Source organism: Cryptosporangium minutisporangium (assembly GCF_039536245.1).
In the GTDB taxonomy this organism is placed as follows: Bacteria; Actinomycetota; Actinomycetes; order Mycobacteriales; family Cryptosporangiaceae; genus Cryptosporangium; species Cryptosporangium minutisporangium.
Map to the genome: position 1 here is coordinate 25761 of NZ_BAAAYN010000019.1, position 19916 is coordinate 45676.

The 19916-nt window shown below is 69.4% G+C and carries 17 protein-coding genes and 1 tRNA gene; 7 read left to right on the forward strand and 11 right to left on the reverse strand.

Features of this window, described 5'->3' with window-relative positions:
- Positions 1-19: 19 nt before the first annotated feature.
- On the forward strand, positions 20-1048 hold the full coding sequence (locus ABEB28_RS15775; protein WP_345728847.1) for a DUF1269 domain-containing protein: 1029 nt from the start codon (positions 20-22) through the stop codon (positions 1046-1048).
- A 209-nt stretch (positions 1049-1257) separates the two neighbouring features.
- Here ABEB28_RS15775 and ABEB28_RS15780 read toward each other — a convergent pair whose 3' ends face one another.
- On the reverse strand, positions 1258-2169 hold the full coding sequence (locus tag ABEB28_RS15780; protein WP_345728848.1) for an alpha/beta fold hydrolase: 912 nt from the start codon (positions 2167-2169) through the stop codon (positions 1258-1260).
- Between the two features lie 310 nt (positions 2170-2479).
- Here ABEB28_RS15780 and ABEB28_RS15785 point away from each other — a divergent pair, with 310 nt between their 5' ends.
- Positions 2480-2779 (forward strand): hypothetical protein, encoded by a 300-nt coding sequence (locus tag ABEB28_RS15785; RefSeq protein ID WP_345728849.1) that lies wholly within the window; start codon positions 2480-2482, stop codon positions 2777-2779.
- Between the two features lie 84 nt (positions 2780-2863).
- Here the strand turns inward: ABEB28_RS15785 and ABEB28_RS15790 are convergent, their stop codons facing one another.
- Positions 2864-3148: an STAS domain-containing protein gene (locus tag ABEB28_RS15790; RefSeq protein WP_345728850.1), complete on the reverse strand. Its 285-nt coding sequence runs from the start codon at positions 3146-3148 to the stop codon at positions 2864-2866.
- 439 nt (positions 3149-3587) lie between these two features.
- Between ABEB28_RS15790 and ABEB28_RS15795 the strand changes: the two genes are divergently transcribed.
- The 4 genes from ABEB28_RS15795 to tkt all read left to right on the forward strand — a co-directional run bounded on the left by ABEB28_RS15795 (position 3588) and on the right by tkt (position 8603).
- Positions 3588-4226, forward strand: a complete 639-nt coding sequence (locus ABEB28_RS15795; RefSeq protein WP_345728851.1) for a GAF and ANTAR domain-containing protein — start codon at positions 3588-3590, stop codon at positions 4224-4226.
- A gap of 61 nt (positions 4227-4287) precedes the next feature.
- On the forward strand, positions 4288-4989 hold the full coding sequence (locus ABEB28_RS15800) for an ANTAR domain-containing protein (protein WP_376981034.1): 702 nt from the start codon (positions 4288-4290) through the stop codon (positions 4987-4989).
- A gap of 267 nt (positions 4990-5256) precedes the next feature.
- On the forward strand, positions 5257-6360 hold the full coding sequence (tal, locus tag ABEB28_RS15805) for a transaldolase (protein ID WP_345728853.1): 1104 nt from the start codon (positions 5257-5259) through the stop codon (positions 6358-6360).
- A gap of 47 nt (positions 6361-6407) precedes the next feature.
- Positions 6408-8603 carry a transketolase gene (tkt, locus tag ABEB28_RS15810; protein WP_345728854.1) on the forward strand — a complete coding sequence of 732 codons (2196 nt, stop codon included), beginning with the start codon at positions 6408-6410 and terminating at the stop codon, positions 8601-8603.
- Positions 8604-8749: 146 nt separating this feature from the next.
- Here tkt and ABEB28_RS15815 read toward each other — a convergent pair whose 3' ends face one another.
- The 3 genes from ABEB28_RS15815 to ABEB28_RS15825 all read right to left on the reverse strand — a co-directional run bounded on the left by ABEB28_RS15815 (position 8750) and on the right by ABEB28_RS15825 (position 11328).
- On the reverse strand, positions 8750-9877 hold the full coding sequence (locus ABEB28_RS15815) for a hypothetical protein (RefSeq protein WP_345728855.1): 1128 nt from the start codon (positions 9875-9877) through the stop codon (positions 8750-8752).
- Positions 9878-10265: 388 nt separating this feature from the next.
- Positions 10266-10601, reverse strand: a complete 336-nt coding sequence (locus tag ABEB28_RS15820) for a carboxymuconolactone decarboxylase family protein (protein ID WP_345728856.1) — start codon at positions 10599-10601, stop codon at positions 10266-10268.
- A gap of 654 nt (positions 10602-11255) precedes the next feature.
- Positions 11256-11328, reverse strand: a tRNA-Asn gene (locus ABEB28_RS15825).
- A gap of 239 nt (positions 11329-11567) precedes the next feature.
- On the opposite strand from ABEB28_RS15825, the gene ABEB28_RS15830 reads away from it, so the two are divergent.
- A complete protein-coding gene (locus ABEB28_RS15830) occupies positions 11568-11927 on the forward strand; it encodes a hypothetical protein (RefSeq protein ID WP_345728857.1) in 360 nt (119 codons plus the stop codon).
- A 251-nt stretch (positions 11928-12178) separates the two neighbouring features.
- Here ABEB28_RS15830 and ABEB28_RS15835 read toward each other — a convergent pair whose 3' ends face one another.
- The 6 genes from ABEB28_RS15835 to ABEB28_RS15860 form a co-directional block, all read right to left on the reverse strand.
- Positions 12179-13186 carry a sugar phosphate isomerase/epimerase family protein gene (locus tag ABEB28_RS15835; protein WP_345728858.1) on the reverse strand — a complete coding sequence of 336 codons (1008 nt, stop codon included), beginning with the start codon at positions 13184-13186 and terminating at the stop codon, positions 12179-12181.
- Between the two features lie 2 nt (positions 13187-13188).
- Positions 13189-14355, reverse strand: a complete 1167-nt coding sequence (locus ABEB28_RS15840; RefSeq protein WP_345728859.1) for a Gfo/Idh/MocA family protein — start codon at positions 14353-14355, stop codon at positions 13189-13191.
- Positions 14356-14363: 8 nt separating this feature from the next.
- Positions 14364-15437, reverse strand: a complete 1074-nt coding sequence (locus ABEB28_RS15845; protein ID WP_345728860.1) for a substrate-binding domain-containing protein — start codon at positions 15435-15437, stop codon at positions 14364-14366.
- Between the two features lie 253 nt (positions 15438-15690).
- Positions 15691-16767 (reverse strand): ABC transporter permease, encoded by a 1077-nt coding sequence (locus tag ABEB28_RS15850; RefSeq protein ID WP_345728861.1) that lies wholly within the window; start codon positions 16765-16767, stop codon positions 15691-15693.
- A 111-nt stretch (positions 16768-16878) separates the two neighbouring features.
- Entirely contained in the window at positions 16879-18651 is a 1773-nt protein-coding gene (locus ABEB28_RS15855) for a sugar ABC transporter ATP-binding protein (RefSeq protein ID WP_345728862.1), read from the reverse strand.
- Positions 18648-19841: an ROK family transcriptional regulator gene (locus ABEB28_RS15860; RefSeq protein WP_345728863.1), complete on the reverse strand. Its 1194-nt coding sequence runs from the start codon at positions 19839-19841 to the stop codon at positions 18648-18650. The genes ABEB28_RS15855 and ABEB28_RS15860 overlap by 4 nt, the downstream gene beginning before the upstream one ends.
- Positions 19842-19916 lie beyond the last annotated feature (75 nt).

Sequence of the window (19916 nt, forward strand, 5' to 3'; positions counted from 1 at the left end):
GACGAGGAGAGGAGTTGAGATGACCACGAAGGATGCGTTCTCCCCCGAGGAGTGGAAGACAGTGCTGGAAGGTCCACCGGCCGCCGGCATGATCGTGATCAGTGCCGCTCGTGGCGGCACGATCCGCGAGACGATGGCGATGGCCAAGGCCTACGCCGAAGCACGCGCCGAGCACGGCCAAAGCGAGCTGCTCGACGAGATCGTGGCGGCCAAGCCCAAGGCTGACCACACCAGGTACCACTCGTACGACGAACTCCGGAACCACGGCCTCGGACACCTGCGAACGGCAGTGGCTCTGCTGGAGCGCAAGGCAACGGCCGACGAGGTGGACGGTTACCGGCGCTTCGTTCTCGCCGTCGCGAACAAGGCCGCGGCCGCGCACCGCGAGCACGGCCAGATCGTGAGCCCGGCGAGGCCGCCGCCATCGACCAGGTCGCAGCGGCGCTCCGCCCGACCGACCCCGAAGCGTCTCGAACCTGATCGTTCGAATGAGCAAGGAGGGATGGGAATGGCTGTCGACACTTTCCTGGCCTACGTCGGGGTGTACCGGAGAGTCGAGGATGCCGAGGCGGACTACGACCTGGTGCGGGATCTGCACCGCAAGGTCGGGCTGATCGACGCCTATGACGCCGCCGTGATCGAGCGACGCGCCAACGGCAAGACGAAGATCGTCAAGAAGCACGAGACCCCGACCCGCGTCGGTGGGGCGCTGGGCAGCGGCTTCGGTCTCGCCACTGGTCTGGTCGTCGCGCTGTTCCCGTTCGCTGCGATCGGCGGCGGCCTGCTGGCGGCCACCACTGCCGGTGGCGCAGCGCTCGGTGCGCTGGCCGGCCACGCAGCGGCCGGAATGAGCCGCAGCGATCTCAAGGAACTCGGCGAACACCTGGACGCCGGGACCGCCGGGCTGGTGGTCATCGCCGTGTCCGACATGGCGTCGAAGGTCGAGCGCGAGATGCGCCGCGCCGAGAAGGTGGAGGCCAAGCAGCTCAAGGCTGACACCGCTGAGATCGAGCAGGACGCAAAGGCGGCCGGGGCCGGGCAGGCGTAGAGATCCGAACGGAGCGGTGGACCGTGGGTTCGCGAAGGGGTGCCCCGGCCGGGCGGCCTTGTCCTCGTCCTGTCCGGCTGACGACCTGCGGTCCGCCTGCCATTTCGACCGATGCGAGACGGCGCAGGCCTGCCGTGTAGCTAGGTCGGCGCGGCATCAGCCGCATCGACACGAGGCCGTGTTCCCGGTGCGTGCCGGCACCGTGACGTTCAGCCGGACGACGTCCGAGGGACCGGAAGTGCAGGCCGATAGGGCTGGGTGGTCCGGAGGAAGGCGTGGATCGCCGGGAGGATCTGGGCGGGAGCGGTCTCGTGCGGGTAGTGCCCGGCATTCGCGATCTCGAGCGAATGGGCGTCGGGTAGCTGCTGGACGAGCGTCCGGTGGTGGTGCGGCGGAATGGTCCGGTCGCGGCCGCCCCAGGTGACGAGGACGGGAAGGTCCGCGAGGAGACCGAGTTGACGGCTCGCGCTGACCGTCTGACCTCGCCAGTCGATGACCGACCGGGCGGTGCGCAGGAACGCGCGACGCTGCTGCGCCCGGGCCATCCCGCGGAGATCCTCGGCGACCGAGCGGGCATCCTCCCGGGCGATCACGCCCGGGACCACGGAGATCAAGGGCAGGATTCGGCGGGTCAGGCCCACCGGGAGCCGCCCGAGGCCGGCCACGAGGGTTGCGGCGCCGGGGAGTGTCGCCACCCGCAGCATCGGCGATACCTCGGCACCCAAGCCTCCGCTGCTGATCAGCACGACCCGGTCGGTACGCTCGGGAAACTGGTAGGCGAACTGCAGCGCGACGCCGCCCCCGAGGCTGTGCCCGACCAGCGTGGCGCTGGAGTGCCCCAGCGCCGCGAGCAGATCGCGCAGCGCGGACGCGTGAGCACCGAGGGAGTAGTCACCGGCGGGCGAATCGGACTGCCCGTGACCGGGGAGATCAACGGCGATCACGGTGTGGGTGGTCGCCAACGAGTCGATCAGGTGACGCCAGGTGCGGCGGGTTCCCCCCAGCCCGTGAACCAGCAGGAGCGGCTCGCCCGTCCCGGCCGTGGTGTACGCAAGGATGCCTGCAGGCGTCGCGATGCGACCGTCCGCGCGAGCGCTGGGCGGAAGGGCGAGGGCGGTCATGGTTCCAACTTCCTGGCGGAGAGGTCCGCCCGCGATCGGGATTACGAGATCAGCGGGCGTTTGTTGCGGCGGAGCCGTGTCGGAGACGCATTGATCATTCCCGTCGGCTGGCTCGACTCTACGGCGCCGCTAACGACGGTTCGGCCGAAATCAGCTTCCGACCGTCGTAGTGCGACGAAACCGAAAGCGACGGAGGCGTGTATCACCTGAAGCTGATCTCTCCATTCCCGATTGGCGGGGAGAGGGCGGGGTATCTCCTGGTGGCACACCGAATAGATTCACCCCTTCTTGGCCCTCAATTTGGAGAGCAATGACTACCGCTAATCCCACCGGCACCTACGCGGCCGACACAACCGCCGATCGGGCACCGCACACGCGGCGTCTGAGCACGGAAACAAAGGCCTCGTTCAAGACCAGCGAACTAGTCGCCTACCTGGTTGCCGTCGTCGGTGTGCTGGTCGCTTCGCAGGTCGTCGGCGGCGACGACGGGCACAGCGACTACTTCCGCGCCGACCGCGCGTGGCTCTACATCGTCATCCTGACCGTCGGTTATCTGGTCAGCCGCGGACTGGCGAAGTCCGGCAGCCGCGACCCCTACGACGCCAAGTAGATCCGGCGCACGGCCCGGCGGGTGCGAATCCGCCGGGCCGCACCCGGCGTTGCGGCCGGAATGCCGTACCCGGCGGGACAATCGTCACGATTGCTCGGCCGGCAGGAAGGTCGTGCGGGGGGCGGATCGCCCGGAGGAGGCCCGGAGCACAAGGCTGGCTCGCGCGGACGGCCGCCACACGATCAACTCGGTGCCCGCAGGCATCCTGCGGGAGAGCCTGGCGAGAAAGTTCAGCAGCGCCGAGCCGGCGAAGGTCACTGCCGCGAGGTCGATCAACACGCCGGGCGGCACATCGTCGTCGGCCAGCCAGTCGACGGCCTCGGACAACAAGCACAATGCTGCCGTGTCGACATCGCCGACGAGATCCACGCGGGCTCGACCGGTTTTGGAAGGCGGGCTCGAAATAGTGACCGTGAGCCCTGCTTCAGATCGGTGAAATATGCCGCGCGATGACATCGCTCCGCCTCCGACATACCGAAAGATGCCGGGGTCCGGGGCAACGGCTCATTAAGGAAGCCGCGCTCGGATTCTACGCTCGACGGCGTTCCACAGCTAGCCCGACGCGGCTCCGAGTACTCTTGACCGAGGACCGGAGCCTCCGGTCCTGCTGCCCCGGCCCTCGGCGGTCAACTCGAGACACCGAGAGGCACGGTCGTGCCACGCAGGAATCACCCTCCGCGTCGTCTTCTTCTTTTCCGTGACTGGACACAGGTCTCCCGTTCTCCGAGTGAACCGCATGCCTGAGCGGGAGAGTGTCATCAGAGGCCTCATCGAGGCCCAACCCTCTTCGCCGGGCACGAGAGGGACCTTGCTGCGCATCTGCCGAGCCGCCTCGGAGGCGCTCGCCGCGTCGGGGACCGGGGTCAGCGTGTTCACCGCGGGTGCCGACCGGGGAGTGTGCGCCGCCTCCGACTCACGGAGCGAGCGGCTCGAGGAGCTGCAGTTCGTTCTCGGGGAAGGCCCGTGCATCGATGCCTTCGACAGCCGCCGCCCGGTACTCGTCGCTGACCTCACCGAGGACGCGACGGCCCGATGGCCGATGTACGCACCCGCCGTGCACGGCCGGGGTGTCCGGGCCGTGTTCGCTTTTCCCCTGCAGATCGGCGCGGCTCGGCTCGGTGTCTTCGACGTCTTCCGCGATCAGGTGGGTGCGCTGTCCACCGAGCAACTCGTCGACGCGTTGACCTTCGCCGACGTCACCGTCGCGGTCCTCCTCGACGAACAGGACGGGCTCGGCGGCGCGGGCGGTGAGGACGTCACCGACGCGGTCGAGCATCGGGCGGAACTATTCCAGGCTCAAGGGATGGTGATGGTGCAAATCGGCGGGACAATCAGTGAGGCCATGGTCCGCATGCGGGCGTACGCGTACGCCGAGAACCGTGGCTTGAGCGAGATCGCCCGCGACGTCGTCGCCGGGCGTCTGAGGTTCGATCAGGGCGATTCGTGACCGCGGGAAGTCCACGCCCAGACGCCGGGAGGCAGGCATGACGACCGTTTCCGCTGAGCGGTTGGCGTCGATCTTCGTTGATGTCGCCGACACCCTGGTCGAGCAGTTCGACTTGCTCGAGTTCCTGCACATGCTCACCGACCGGACCGCCGACCTCGTCAGCGCGGCCGCGGTGGGGCTGGTGCTGGCCGACAAAAACGGCCGTCTGGAATTCCTCGCCGGCTCGAACGAGAACGTGAGACTCCTCGAGCTCTTCCAGCTGCAGACCCGAGAGGGACCCTGCCTGGAGGCCTACCGCACCGGACAACCAGTCATCAACATCAACCTGGGCGAGGCATCCTCCCGGTGGCCCCGGTTCGCTCCCCAGGCCACCGCCCTCGGATTCCAGTCCGTTCATGCGTTCCCGCTGCGACTGCGTAACCAGACCATCGGCGCGTTGAACGTCTTCGGCGACACGAAGGGCGGCAGATTCGAGGAGAGCGACGTCCCGATCGTGCAGGCACTCGCCGACGTCGCCGCCATTTCGCTGCTACAGGAACGTGCCATTCATCGCGGCGAGATCCTCACCGAGCAGCTTCAAGGCGCGCTCAACACGCGCATCGTCATCGAGCAGGCCAAAGGCGCCGTGGCCCAGATCCACCAGATCAGCGTCGACGAGGCGTTCATGCGGATCCGCGCATACGCACGCAACAACAACAAGAGGCTCACCGACGTCGCCCACGCCGTGATCGCCGATCGGACCAGAGTGCCTGGCCTCGTCTGACCATCAGGGGTCGGCGCGGCCGGCGACGCCCCGGCACAGTGGGTTACGAAGATCGCCCCGGTGGGCGGGTTTACTCGTCGCCGTGAGGGGCAGCCGAGGGTGGGGAACCGCGTCGGCATCCACCGGCTCGCTGCGTTCCGTTGTTCAGGGGTGGCCTCCCCGGGGACGGCGACCATCCGGAAAGCCCCGATCAGCACTGCCTGCACGGCACCTCCGGCTCGCGCCTGCCGCCGCTGGTCTCCGCTTCGCACCGAACACAGGAGAGCCATGCCCACTTCACTGCAATCGCTGGCCGCCGTCGGGCAGAGTCCCTGGCTCGACTATCTGTCGCGGGTCTTCGTCCGCGACGGTGATCTCGCCGGGCTCGTCGCCGACGGGGTGACGGGCGTGACGTCGAATCCGACGATTTTCCAAGCCGCGATCGCCGAAGGCGACGCCTACGACGAGCAGATGCGCGAGGTGCTGAGGTCGGAGGAGGACCCGAAGCAGGTGTTCCTCGCTCTTGCCGTGCAAGATATCCGCGCAGCTTGCGATCTTCTCTTGCCGGTCTACGACCGTGGCGATTCATCCCGCGACGGATGGGTGTCGTTCGAGGTCGACCCGCACCTGGCCCACGATGCCGAGGCCACCGTCGAGGAGGCCGTCACTCTGCACCGGCGCATCGACCGTCCCAACCTGTTCATCAAGATCCCGGGCACCGAAGCCGGTATCACCGCGGTCGAAGAGACGATCGCCCGCGGCATTCCGGTGAACGTCACCCTGCTGTTCTCGTTGGAGCGCCACCGCGCCGCTGCCGAGGCGTACCTCCGTGGCCTGCGGCGACTGCGCGACGCCGGCGGTGACCTGGCCGCGGTGGCGTCCGTCGCCTCGTTCTTCGTCTCCCGCGTCGACGCGGAAGCAGACCGTCGCCTCGACGAGAAGAGCGGCCCGGCCGACCTGAAGGGCGCGCTGGGGATCGCCAACGCCAAGCTGGCCTACGAGGCCTACCAAGAGATCTTCACCGGCGACGAGTGGACGGACCTGGAGGCTGCCGGCGCCTCGCCGCAGCGATGCCTGTGGGCGTCCACGTCGATGAAGAACCCGGATCGCCGCGACGTGACCTACATCGAGCAGCTGATCGGGCCGAACACGGTCACGACGATGCCTCGGACGACGCTCGAGGCGTTCGTCGACCACGGCCTCGTCGCCGACACTCTGACGAGGGACGTCGAGGACGCGCACCGCACCTTCGATCGACTGGCCGCGGCCGGCGTCGACTACGACGACGTCGTCGCCGAACTCGAACGCCAGGGCGTCAAGGCATTCGTCGAATCCTTCCAGCAGCTCTTCGACGGGATCGCCGAAAAACGCTCGGCGCTCATCGCCACCTGATCGACCGCTGACGCGGTACCCCGCACTACCGACGGATCGGGAACACCATGACGCAGGGCCTCTCTCTCGATCGCCGGGCAGCGGCGCCGATCGCCGACACCGCCGGCTGGGACGACATCGACATCCGGGCCGTCGATACGGCCCGAATGCTGGCCGCCGACGCCGTGCAGAAGGTCGGCAACGGGCACCCGGGTACCGCGATGAGCCTGGCCCCGCTGGCGTACCTGCTCTTCCAGAACGTGCTCCGCCACGATCCGAAGGACGATCAGTGGCTCGGCCGGGACCGGTTCGTACTGTCCTGCGGTCACTCCAGCCTGACGCTCTACATCCAGCTCTACCTCGCCGGGTACGGCTTGGAGCTCGATGACCTCCAGGCGCTCAGGACCTGGAACTCTGCCACCCCCGGACACCCGGAGTACCGGCACACCCGAGGGGTGGAGATCACCACCGGGCCGCTCGGCCAAGGACTGGCCAGCGCGGTCGGCATGGCGCTGGCGGCCCGGCGCGAACGCGGTCTGCTGGACCCGGACACCCCAGCGGGCGCGAGCCCGTTCGATCACCACGTCTACGTGGTGGCTTCCGACGGCGACCTGATGGAGGGCGTCACCGCGGAGGCCAGCTCGCTCGCCGGACACCAGCAACTCGGCAACCTGGTGCTGTTCTACGACTCGAACCACATCTCGATCGAGGACGACACCGACATCTCCTTCAGCGAGGACGTCGCCGCCCGCTATGCCGCCTACGGCTGGCACGTGCAGAGCGTCGACTGGACCGGCACCGGCGAATACGTCGAGGACGTCGACGCGCTGCTCGCCGCGACGGAGTCAGCGAAAGCAGAAACCGGCCGCCCGTCGCTGATTCTTCTGCGGACGATCATCGGCTGGCCCGCGCCGACCAAGCAGAACACCGGCAAGGCGCACGGCTCCGCGTTGGGTGCTGCCGAGATCGCCGCCACCAAGACCCTGCTCGGATTCGACCCGGACACCACGTTCGCGGTCGACCAGGACGTTCTGACCCGCACCCGTGGCGCCGTGGACCGTGGGGCGCGGCTGCACGAGGACTGGCTGCCGCGGTACGCGGCGTGGCGCACTGCCCACCCTGACCGCGCCGCACTGCTCGACCGACTGCAGAAGCGGCAGCTTCCCGACGGCTGGGCCGCAGCGCTACCGGTGTTCGCTGCTGACCCGAAGGGCATGGCCACCCGCAAGGCCTCCGGGGAGATCCTCACCGCGCTCGCTCCGGTTCTGCCCGAGCTCTGGGGCGGCTCGGCCGACCTGGCGGAGAGCAACAACACGACGATGAGCGGGGAGCCCTCGTTCGTTCCGGCCGACCGGCAGACGCGCGACTGGTCCGGCGGTCCCTACGGGCGAACCCTGCACTTCGGTATCCGTGAGCACGCCATGGGCGCGATCCTGAACGGCATCGCCCTGCAAAGCCTGACCCGCCCCTACGGCGGCACGTTCCTGGTCTTCAGCGACTACATGCGTCCGGCGGTGCGCCTGGCGGCGCTCATGCAACTACCCGCCACCTACATCTGGACGCACGACTCGATCGGCCTGGGCGAAGACGGCCCGACGCACCAGCCGGTCGAACATCTGGCCGCGCTACGGGCCATCCCGGGGCTGGATGTCGTACGGCCCGCCGACGCCAACGAGACCGTGGCCTGCTGGCGCACCATCCTCGAGCACACCGACCGGCCCGCCGGCCTGGTACTCACCCGGCAGAACCTGCCCGTGCTCGACCGCGGGCCGGACGGCTACGCACCGGTCGACGATGCGGCCCGCGGCGGGTACGTCCTGACCGTAGAAAGCGACCCCGCGGTCCTGCTGATCGCCACCGGTTCCGAGGTGCAGATCGCTCTGGACGCCCGCGGCCTGCTCGCCGCGGAGGGAATCACCGCGCGGGTCGTCTCGCTGCCGTGTCGGGAGTGGTTCGCCGAACAATCACAGTCCTACCGGGACGCGGTCCTGCCGCCGACCGTCCGCGCACGCGTCAGCGTCGAGGCCGGCATCGGCCAGGGCTGGCGCGAGATCGTGGGCGACGCCGGCCGGATCGTCAGCCTCGAGCACTTCGGCGCCTCCGCCGACTACCAGCGCCTCTACCAGGAATTCGGCATCACGCCCGAAGCCGTCGCCAGTGCCGCACGCACCAGCATCCACGACAGCTCCGGCTCCGTCCGCCCCGGCGGCAACCAGCAAACCGCCGCACCCACCCGCGGCGGCACCGGGGACCGGCCCGCCTGATCCGCGAGCCGATGCCGCCGAATGATGACGCGTTGCGCGCGCTGTCCCGCGCCAGATCCGTCATCATTCGAGCCGGTTGCACGGACGCGCGATGACCCGCCGACGATCAGCACGGTCCTGCCCGGCGGCGGGGTCGTCTCGTGTCGCTACTCGGGTGACCCTGGCCGGGGCGGCTCGCCCGGCCCGGACGAGACCGACACGGCCCGCTCCCCCTCTGCTCGCCGGAACTCGTAGATCGGCCGGTAGCGGTCGTCCAGGAGGGTGGTGAGGCTGAGCAGCAGAACGAAGAAGAGTGTGTTCCCCATGTTCAGGTCGCCCCGGCCACGACCGAGCAGGACCTCGGCGAGAACGACCAGCCCGGAGTTGAGCAGCACCCGGAGCGCGAACGCGGACACGATCGACTGCACGCCCCGAGCACCGCGCGCGACCCACAGGGTGACCGCGGCGTTGATCACGACCAGCACGGCGACGCCGAGGAACAGCTGCAGGTCCGTCGTCCGCCGACCGGGCACCATCTGCGCGTAGATGACCAGCAGCAGGCCGACGAGGAACACCTTCTCCGCGGTGGAGGAGGACAGCAGGCGTCCGTGGGTCGCCACCCACCGTTCGCGCTGCGGCGCGGTGCGTATCCCGGCCGGCAGCGGATCGGCGGCGACCCGCCACGGCTGATCGGGCGCGGGAAGCCGTGGGCGGAGGACCGTCCAACCCACCGCTGCCAGGACGACCAGCAGCACGGCGATGCCGACGCCCACCCAGGGGTATTCGCCCAGGAGATCGGTCACGTCCAGCTGAGCGACGTGGATCCAGTACTCCTGCGGCAGCTTGACGAAGATCCAGATCGACGCCGCGGTCACCACCCAAAATCGGGTGCCGCACCGGTTCGGACGCCACCAGATCCGGACTACCTCGTACGCGATGAAGTAGTACTCGAACGTGTTCGGGAAGATCAGGAGCATCGGCCGCCAGTCGGTCAGCTCGAACGCGACCACGCCGACCAACCGGTAGAAGTAGAGGAAGGCGGCGATTCGGATCGCTGGCTGACTCGTCCAGTTCCGCATCGTCGTGAGGTAGGCGATGGACAGGTAGTACACGTCCATCGCCTTGTCGTAGCCCTGGTAGCCCGGCGGGTCGTACCCCATGGCCTGGAAGATCGTCTGGTCGACGCCGTCGAGAATCAGTGCCGCGAGAATCGCAGGCAACGGGAACCGCGGGATGAGCAGCGGGACCAGAAATCGCGCAGCCACGACCGCGGCGAACACCAGGACGTCGTCCATCACCGTGCTCCCCAGGGTGCTAGTGGGTGGCGGACGCTCCGGCGTCGACACCATTCGTTGCGGATCAGGCGCCGCTCGTTCTCGGCGTCGACCTGGAGGGTTCCAAGCCTGTTCCCCGCCCCGGGTGCGGTCGCTGATCGGCGTCCCGGCCACCACCTCGACGACAGGATGCCGGTGATCGCCATGGACGAGGTCGACCCGTGCCGTGACGAGAGCTTCCCGCGGTGGCCCGGGACGTGACCGGCCATGTGTCCCCCGGTCGTGTCGGCGCGGACGGTCCTCCCACGATCGTCGCCGCCGATCGCGCGCACATCATCCGGTCCGGAGGACCCCCGGCCCGCCGTCGGCGCGTAACGGCGTCCTCGCCCGGCGCAGTCCAGGCAGTGAGCTACCCCCGTCGCGCGCTAGCGATGGCCGTCATGGCTTTCTCGGCACCGGACAGCACCCGTGCGCTGCCCACCACCGGTCCGAGCGCGATCAGCACACCCCGCACCTCGTCCGCGGTGATGCCGACCTCGTCCGCGACAGCCAGGGTGACGAGGTAGGACGCCGCCGAGGCGTCGACAGCCACCAGAGCCGCTATCCGCACCAGGAGGTAGGTGCGATCGTCCAGGCCGGACTGCTCCTGAGTGTCCGCCTGCAACTGGACCAGGCTCTCCAGCAGGGGCGCCTCACCAGGGACGAGAGCTTGCAGAAGCTCCGTGACCACTGCGTCTACCGACATCGTCCGCATCTCCATCCGACAGGTTCTGACCGGGACGGTCTTCGGCCCGGTCTCCGACCGCTTTACCGTGCGGCAGCGAGACGACGGCTGCCTCATCCGACGGGGGTGGCTTTCTGCGGTACCGGGCCGGATCACCGGCGCGGCGCCGGGCCGGATCGGCTCCGTCCTCATCCGCTGCGACCGAGGCCAGCCCGGGCGGCCCAGACGACGATCGGGGCATCGGACTGCCCGATTCGGGGAAGATCCGGTTGCTGTGCGTTCTCGGCCGCCGGCGGCCGGAGGAGGTCGAGGACGACGCGGTCTCCGGGAACATCGATGCCGAGGAAGAGAAGGTCGGCTACGCGCCGCGCTTCGATTCTCGGTCGGTCACGCCTTCAGAACGCCAGCCCGACGCTGGCCCAGATGATCTCGCCTGGGGGCAACTACCTTTACCGGCGATGGCGGGCTCACCACGGCGCTCCTCCGTACCGCGCGCTGCCTGCCATCCGCGAGTGGAGCAGCGCGCGGATGCTCACCGACTCCCCGTCACGCTAGGTGACCTCCGGTCGGCGTACCCCTGGAACGACGAAGCCCCCCGCTTACCCCCGGATCCGGGTGGTAAGAGAGGGCTAGCGCTGCGCAGCGAGCGAGAAACCCGTCTGCGCTGGGCGAATGCTCCCCCGACTGGACTCGAACCAGTAACCCTTCGATTAACAGTCGAATGCTCTGCCAATTGAGCTACGGGGGACTGCTCTGACCGCGCCGCCTCTCGGCGACGTGCCTGGGCAAGCCTACAACATGCCGGTTGGTGCTCGCGGACGGCGGTCACCCCGTCCGTTCGCAGGCGCGACCACCCGGTATGCCCCGACAACGGCCCTAACAGACCCCCGGGCTGCCACGGTTTGGTACTACGGGTGTGGGATAGACCCTCGTCGGGCATCACCTCGTCATCAGGCAACCACCCGGAAGCCGACTTCAGGAGTCGACATGCGCAACAAGCTGCTCTTCCTCACCGGTGTTGGTATCGGCTACGTGCTGGGCACCAAGGCCGGCCGCGAGCGGTACGAGCAGATCCGCCGCAGCGCCGCCAAGATCAAGGAAAACCCGACCGTCCAGGAGGCGGCCGGCGTCCTCCAGGCGCAGGCCGGTGGCCTGGTCAATACCGCCAAGGACGTCGCGAACGACAAGCTCGGTAACACGGCCATCGGCGCCAAGGTGAGCAACCTGCTCGGCTCGTCCACGGGTAGCTCCACCGGAACGCCGAGCACGATCAACGCGGGCCCCGCGACCGGCGCCCCGTCGGCCAACACGCCGCGTCCGGCCGGCTCGAACGGCGTCATCGACTAAGGCCTGCGCCTGGGCGGATCTCGCTGCGAGCGAGATCCGCAGGAGACGGCCTAGTTCACCCGCCCGCCGGGTCGAACCACGGACGAGGGCCCAGCCGCTACGGCTGGGCCCTCGTCGTGTTCTCGTGTCCGTGGCTAACTGGGGCCACGCCGGGTGCCCGGCCACGGCCGGGCCGCCGCCCGAAGCTCCGAGCGGCTCGCGCGCCGCGGCCGGTCGACCCGCTCATCGCGCGGCTCGGGCGCCACGGCCCGCTAGCTTCCGCTGGAGAACGCCGCGTCGAACGAGGCCGCCGGGGGCTCGATCGCCACCAGCTTCCGCACGAACGCCAGCGCGTCCGGCGCCCCGACCAGGCGGTCCATCCCGGCGTCCTCCCACTCGATGCTGATCGGCCCGGCGTACCCGATCGAGTTCAGCATCCGGAACACCGGCTCCCACGGCACGTCGCCGTGGCCGGTCGACACGAAGTCCCACCCGCGCCGCGGGTCACCCCACGGCAGGTGCGAGCCGAGCCGCCCGTTCCGCCCGTTGAACTGCTTCACCGACTCCTTGCAGTCGACGTGGTAGATCCGGTCCTTGAAGTCCCACAGGAACCCGACCGGGTCCAGGTCCTGCCAGACGAAGTGCGACGGGTCGAAGTTCAGCCCGAACGCCGGCCGGTTGTCGACGGCCTCCAGGGCCCGCACCGTCGACCAGTAGTCGTAGGCGATCTCCGACGGGTGCACCTCGTGGGCGAAGCGCACACCTTCGGCATCGAACACGTCCAGGATCGGGTTCCAGCGATCCGCGAAGTCCTGGTACCCGCGGTCGATCATCGACTCGGGCACCGGCGGGAACATCGCCACGGTGTGCCAGATCGAGGATCCGGTGAACCCGATGACCGTGTCGACGCCCAGTGCCCTGGCCGCCCGAGCCGTGTCCTTCAGCACCGCGGCGGCCCGCTGCCGCACTCCCTCGGGGTCTCCGTCGCCCCAGACCTCCGGGGAGAGCATGCCCTGATGCCGCTCGTCGATCGGGTGGTCGCACACCGCCTGCCCGGTCAGGTGGTTCGAGATCGCCCACACCTCGAGCCCGTACCGCTTCAAGATCTCCCGCCGGGAGGCGACGTACGACGGGTCGGAGACCGCCAGCCCCACGTCGAAATGGTCACCCCAGCACGCGATCTCCAGCCCGTCGTACCCCCACCCGGACGCGAGTTCGCACACCTTCTCGAACGGCAAGTCGGCCCACTGCCCCGTGAAGAGCGTTACTGGCCTCGGCATCGTCAGACCTCCACCCATCCAGAATTGGACTCCGCACTCGAGGAGACCGCCGCCAGCACCCGCTGCACCTGCAGCCCGTCGGCGAAGCTCGGCGAGGGGTCTGTGCCCTCGTCGAGAGCCACCAGGAAGTCGCGGAACTCGTGCGTGAACGTGTGCTCGTACCCCAGCGGGTGCCCCGGCGGCCACCACGCCTCCAGGTACGGGTGCGAGGCCTCGGTCACCAGCACCCGCCGGAAGCCGCCCTCCTCGTCCGGGTCGGAACCGTTGAAGAACTGCAGTTCGTTCATCCGCTCGAAGTCGAACCGGATCCCGCCGCCCGACCCGTAGAGCTCCAGCTGCATCGCGTTCTTCCGCCCGGTCGCGAACCGGGTCGCCTCGAAGGTCGCGATGCCGCCCTGTGCGAACCGACCGAAGAACACCGCCGCGTCGTCCACGGTGACGTCGCCGACGCCCGCGCCGCCCGCGGCCGCCGAGAGGCCGGAGCCACCCGAGAGCGGACGGGACTTGACGAACGTTTCGGTCATCCCGCTGACCCCGGACAGTACGTCGCCGACCACGAACTGCGCCGCGTCGACGATGTGCGCGGCGATGTCGCCCAGCGCTCCCGACCCGGCCCGCTCCTTCTGCATCCGCCAGGTCAGCGGCGCCGACGGGTCGACCAGCCAGTCTTGCTGGTAGGCCGCCCGCACGTGGTGCAGCGTGCCGATGCGGCCGTCAGCCACCAGGGCCCGGGCATAGGCGAGCGCCGGAACCCGCCGGTAGTTGAACGCCACCATCGAGCGGACGCCGCGGGCCGCGTCGTCCGCCGCCGCGGAAGCCATCGAGACGGCCTCCTCGACAGTGTTGGCGAGCGGCTTCTCGCAGATCACGTGCTTGCCTGCGGCGAGCGCGGCCACCGCGATCTCCGCGTGCGTGTCTCCCGGCGTGCAGATGTCGACGATCGCGACGTCGTCGCGCTCGATCAGCGCACGCCAGTCGGTCTCGGCCGCCGCCCACCCGTGCCGGTCGGCCGCCGCTTTGACCGCAACCGGATCCCGTCCGCCGATGGCCGCCAGCCGGACCCCGACCGGCAGGTCGAATACGTGGTTCACGGTGCGCCACGCCTGCGAGTGCACGGCGCCCATGAACGCGTACCCGACCATGCCGACGCCCAGCTCAGCCTTGCTCATCAAACCCCCTAGGACCGGAAGCCGGTGTTCATGTACTCATCGACGTTCTCCTTGGTCACGGTCGCCGAGGCCAGCGTGATGTGCGCCGGGACGTCGTTCTCGACCAGGTCGGAGAAGCCCTTCTTCTGGCCGATCAACCGGGCGATCGAGATCGCCGACGACGCCATGCTCGGGCTGTACGTCACGGTCGCCTTGAGCACGGAGTTGTCGGCCTTGATCGCCTCCATCGCGTCCAGCGAGCCGGCGCCGCCGACCATGAAGAACTCCTTGCGGTTGGCCTGCCGGATCGCCGCCAGCACGCCGAGGCCCTGGTCGTCGTCGTGGTTCCAGATCGCGTCGATCTTCGGCGCCGCCTGCAGCAAGTTCGAGGTGACCTGTTGCCCCGAGGCCACCGTGAACTCCGCCGCCACCCGGTTCGTCACCCGGAATCCGTAAGTGCCCAGCGCTTCCTTGAAGCCCCGGCTGCGATCCTGGGTGAGCGGCAGCGAGTCGATGCCGGCGATCTCGGCGATCACCGGGTTGGTCGTATTCGCCTGCTTCAACCGCGCTCCGATGTAGTGACCCGCAGAGACACCCATGCCGTAGTTGTCCCCACCGATCCACGTCCGGTACGCGAGCGGACTGGCAAAGATCCTGTCCAGGTTCACGACCGGAATCCCGGCATCCATCGCCTTCCGCGCCACGGCCGTGAGCTGCTTGCCGTCGTTCGGCAGCACGACGAGCACGTTGACCTTCTTGGTGATCAGCGTCTCGATCGCCGCGATCTGCGCCGCCACGTCGTTGGTGGGCTCCACCGGCTCGAACGTGACGTCCTCGAACGTCTTGGCCTGCGCCTCCGCGTTCTTGGCGATCGCGCCGATCCAGCCGTGGTCGGCCTGCGGCGCGGAGAACCCGATCGTCACCTGGGTGCCCTTGGCGGCGTTGTCACCGCCGACGGTCTTGGTGTTCGTCTCGTTGTTGTCGTCTCCCGAGTCGTTCGAGGTGCACCCGGCGACCAGCACGGTCGCTCCGACGGCGGCTCCCCCGAGCAGGAAGCGCCGGCGGCCGAGCCCGCTTTGCGGGCCGCTGATGACGTCACTCATGGTTCTCTCCTTTGAGATGAGCTAATTACGCGTGCGGGCGAACCACCGCAGGACGGTCAACTGCGGTGGGCCAACGGGATCTGGGGTCGAGCCGGCGTCGAGCGGGGACCGCTCGGGCCGACAGGGTTCGTCGAGTGACCAGCCGTCCGGGGGGCGTCCCGGCAACCGGGGTTGTTTTCGGGAACTCCGCCCCCACGTGCCCGTGGAGGGGCGAACCTTCGGGAACGCCGCCTCGACGGCGGCGCCCCCAGCGTTAGGTCGCGGCTCCGGACCGGCGACGCTGCAGCAGGACCGCGCCGATGATGATCAGGCCCTTCGCCAGGTTCTGAACCGGCGTGGACAGGTTGTTCAGGATGAACAGGTTCGTGATCAGCGTGAACACCAGCACGCCGAGGAACGTGCCGACCAGCGTGCCCCGGCCACCGGTGAGCAGCGTTCCGCCGATGATGACCGCGGCGATCGCGTCCAACTCGTAGCCCTGGCCGTTCGTGGACGATCCCGACGCGGTCTGCGCGGTGAGCATCACCGCGGCGAGGCCGCAGCAGAGCCCGGACACGCCGTAGAGGAGTGCGGTGTGCAGGCGGACGTTGATACCCGCCAGCCGCGCTGCCTCCGGGTTGCCGCCGACCGCGACCGTGCGGCGGCCGAACGTGGTCAGGTTCAACACGACCCAGCCGATCACGAACGTCCCGATCAACAGCCAGACCAGGTACGGGACGCCGAGCAGCGACCCGTCGGCGATCTGGTTGAACCCCTGCTGGGTGACGACCTGGGTTTGCAGGTTGGCGATGTACTGGGCCAGCCCGCGGGCGCCGATCAGCATGCCGAGCGTCACGATGAACGCGACCAGCCGTCCGTAGGCGATCAGTACGCCGTTGATCAAGCCGACGGTCAGCCCGACCAGCAGCGCGCAGAGCACCATGACGACCGGCCCGTACTCCTGGGTCGCCACGGTGGTGCACCAGACCGAGGCGAGCCCGACGATCGAGCCGACCGACAGGTCGATGCCCCCGCCGATGATCACGAACGTCATACCGACCGAGACCACGCCGATCACCGAGGCGTTGGTGAGGATCGTGCGGATGTTGCCGGTGTTCGAGAACGTCTCCGCGGTGACCAGGCCGACGATGCAGAGAATGATCAGCGCGACGAGCAGCCCGATGTTCCGGGTGGCGCCACCTTCGGACAGCGACGCCAGCCAGGTACGCAGCGGGCTGGCTTGGCCGTCCGGTTCAGCGGCGGCCGCCTCGACCCGGGTGTGTTCGTCGGCGGGTGGAACAGTGACCGTGGCCGAAGAGTCGGCCGACGGTCTGGGGGTGGGATCGGTCATGAGCGCCTCGCTCCAATGCGGTGGCGGAAATCGGCGTAGCGTTCGATAGCGGAGAACTGCGCACAGTGGGGATTGCGGGCCTGTGCGTACTCCGGTTCGGACGGTTGAAGATCAGCGGGAAGTGGTGACGCGCTCCCCGGCCATGACGAGGTCGAGGACCTGAGCTTCGGTGAGGTCGGACGCCGGCGCTTCGTGCACCACACGCCCCTCTCGCACGACCAGGACGCGGTCGGCGAGGCCGAGTACTTCGGGGACTTCGCTGGAGACCATGAGCACGCCGACGCCCTGGTCGGCGAGCGAGCGGATCAGCTGGTAGAGCTCGGCCCTGGCCCCGATGTCGACACCCCGGGTCGGCTCGTCCAGGAGCAACAAGCGGGTCTTGCCCAGCAGCCAGCGGCTCACGACCGCCTTCTGCTGGTTGCCGCCGGAGAGCGTACGCATGACGCGGCGCGGATCGGCCGGGCGGAGGTCCAGCGAACTGGTCACCGCACTGACCTCCGACCGCTCCAGCCCACGCCGGACGAAGCCGAGGCGGGCCAACCGCCGCAGCGACGCCAGCGAGACGTTGCGGTAGACCGGCTCGCCGAGCAGCAGCGCCTGACTCTTGCGCTCCTCCGGTGCGAGCCCCATCCCGGCGGCGACCGCGGCCTGCACGCTGCCCCGGCGCAGTGACTTGCCGTCCACTTCGACGGTGCCGATGGCGGGTTTCCGGGCGCCGTAGACGGTCTCCAGGATCTCCGAGCGGCCGGCACCGACCAGCCCGGCGAGCCCGACTATCTCGCCCGCCCGAACCTCGAACGAAACCCCTTCGAACTCTCCCGGCCGGCCGAGGTTCGCGACCCGCAACAGCGGCGCGGCGCCGCCCGGCGATCCAGCGGTGTCGGCTGCGGCGGGGCGAGGCACGGCGGTGTCGTCGCCGACCCGATCCGGGGAGAGGGCCACGGTGGGGGTCTCGCCGCCGGGTGACGCGGCCGAAGCCTCGGCGGCGCCGGCGCGCGCCGCGTCCGCGTCGGTCGTGCGGTCGGCCCGCTCGGCGCGCCGGGCCGGGAAGACGTACTCGACGTTGCGGCCGGTCATCAGCGTGACGACCTCGTTCGTCGGCGTGGTCCGGGCCGGCAGGTTGACCGCGACGGTCCGGCCGTCCTTGAGGATCGTGACCCGATCGCCGATGTCCCGGATCTCGGCCAGCCGGTGCGAGATGTAGATGACCGCGACACCGGCGGAGGTCAGGTCCCGGATCACCCGGAACAGGTTCTCCACCTCGTCGTGGGCGAGCACCGCGGACGGCTCGTCCATGATGATCAGCCGCGCCTCGTGCGAGAGCGCACGGGCCATGCTGACGATCTGCTTGCCTGCGGCGGGCAGCCGACCGACTTCGCGCCCGACCGGAATCTCCGCGTGGCCGAGCCGGGCGAGCAGCTCCTTGGCGCGGCGACGCGCCACACCCCGGCTGGTGAAGCCGAGCCGGCGGGGCTCGTGCCCGAGGAACACGTTCTCCGCGACCGTGAGGTCGTTGACCAGGTCCAGCTCCTGGTAGATCGTCGCGAGCCCGGCCCGCAACGCGGCGGTCGGTTTGGTGAACCGGACCTGCTCACCGAGCCACTCGATCGTTCCCTCGTCCGGCTGGTGCGCGCCGGAGAGCACCTTGATCAGCGTGGATTTCCCGGCGCCGTTCTGCCCGAGCAGGCAGTGCACTTCACCGGGCAGAACGGTCAGGTCGACGCCGTCCAGCGCCCGGACGCCCGGGAAGGTCTTGACGACCCCGGTGAGTCGGAGCAATGGCTGCGCCGCCGAGTCCCCCGCCGCGCCGGTGGTGCCCGCGCCGGTCACGTCCGACACGCTGCCCGGGCCGGGCGTGCTGCCCGGGTCCGTCCCGGCGCTCATCGGGTCACCGGTCCGTACGCGAGTTCGCTGACCAGCGCGGTGGCTCCGGCCACCCCGGCGCGCGATCCGAGTTCGGACAGCACCACCGGAAGGTTGCGGGTCGCCAGCGGTAGCGACCGCCGATAGATCACCGACCGCACCTCGGCGAGCAGCAGGTGCCCGAGCCCCGCCAGCCCGCCGCCGATCACGATCATCGACGGGTTGAAGAAGCTCACCAGGCTGGCCAGGACACCGCCGAGTCGGCGGCCACCGTCCCGGATCAGGCCGATGCACACCGGGTCGCCCTCGACGGCGCCTGCCCCCACGTCGGCTGCGGTGACCGTGCCGTGGGTGCGGAGACGTTCGGCCAGCGACGGCGAGGTGTCGTTCCGGGCCGCGGCCAGCGCGTCGCGCGCCAGCGCGGCACCGCCGAACACCGCTTCCAGACAGCCGGCGTTGCCGCAGGCGCACACCGGGCCGTGCGGGTCGACCTGGATGTGGCCGATGTCGCCGGCGCAGCCGTCGACACCCCGGTACACCTGGCCGCGGACCACGATGCCGCAGCCGATGCCGGTGCCCACCTTGACGAAGAGCAGGTCGTCGACGGAGCGGGCCACTCCGCCGCGGCGCTCACCGACCACCATGATGTTGACGTCGTTGTCGACGACGACCGGGCAGCCGTGCCGCCCGGCCAGCTCCTCACGGACCGGGTAGCGATCCCAGCCCGGCATGATCGGCGGCGACACCGGGACACCGTCCCGGAAGCTCACCGGCCCCGGAACGCCGAGCCCGATGCCCGCGAGCCGGGTGAGGTGACCGTCGGCGCGCAGCTTGGCGACCAGGTCGTCGATCCGATCGAGGACGGCTTCCGGGCCCCGCCGGATGTCGATCTCCTCCTCCACCGACGCGACCGGTTCCAGCGACGCGTCGGTGACCTCCAGGGTCACCGACGTCACGCCGAGGTCGACGCCGACGAACCGCAGCTCGGGGTCGAGCTCGACCATCGTGGAGCGGCGACCACCCCTGGACGCGGCGGGTCCACCGTCGCGGGCGAGGCCGAGCTCGGTGAGCCGGCTCAGCTCGGCGGCCAGCCGCGCTCGCGGGAGTTCGAGCCGGTCGCCGAGCTCGGCCCGTGAGACGGGCCCCTCGTCACGAAGGGTCAGGAGTATTTGGGACTGGGCGGAGTTGTCCGGCCTGGGCCGAGGCGTCATGAGGCGGCCTTCCCGAGCTTCCAGCACGCTGCCGAGTGGGGGTTTCTCGGTGGCGCGCGTCACAAGGCGTGGGGA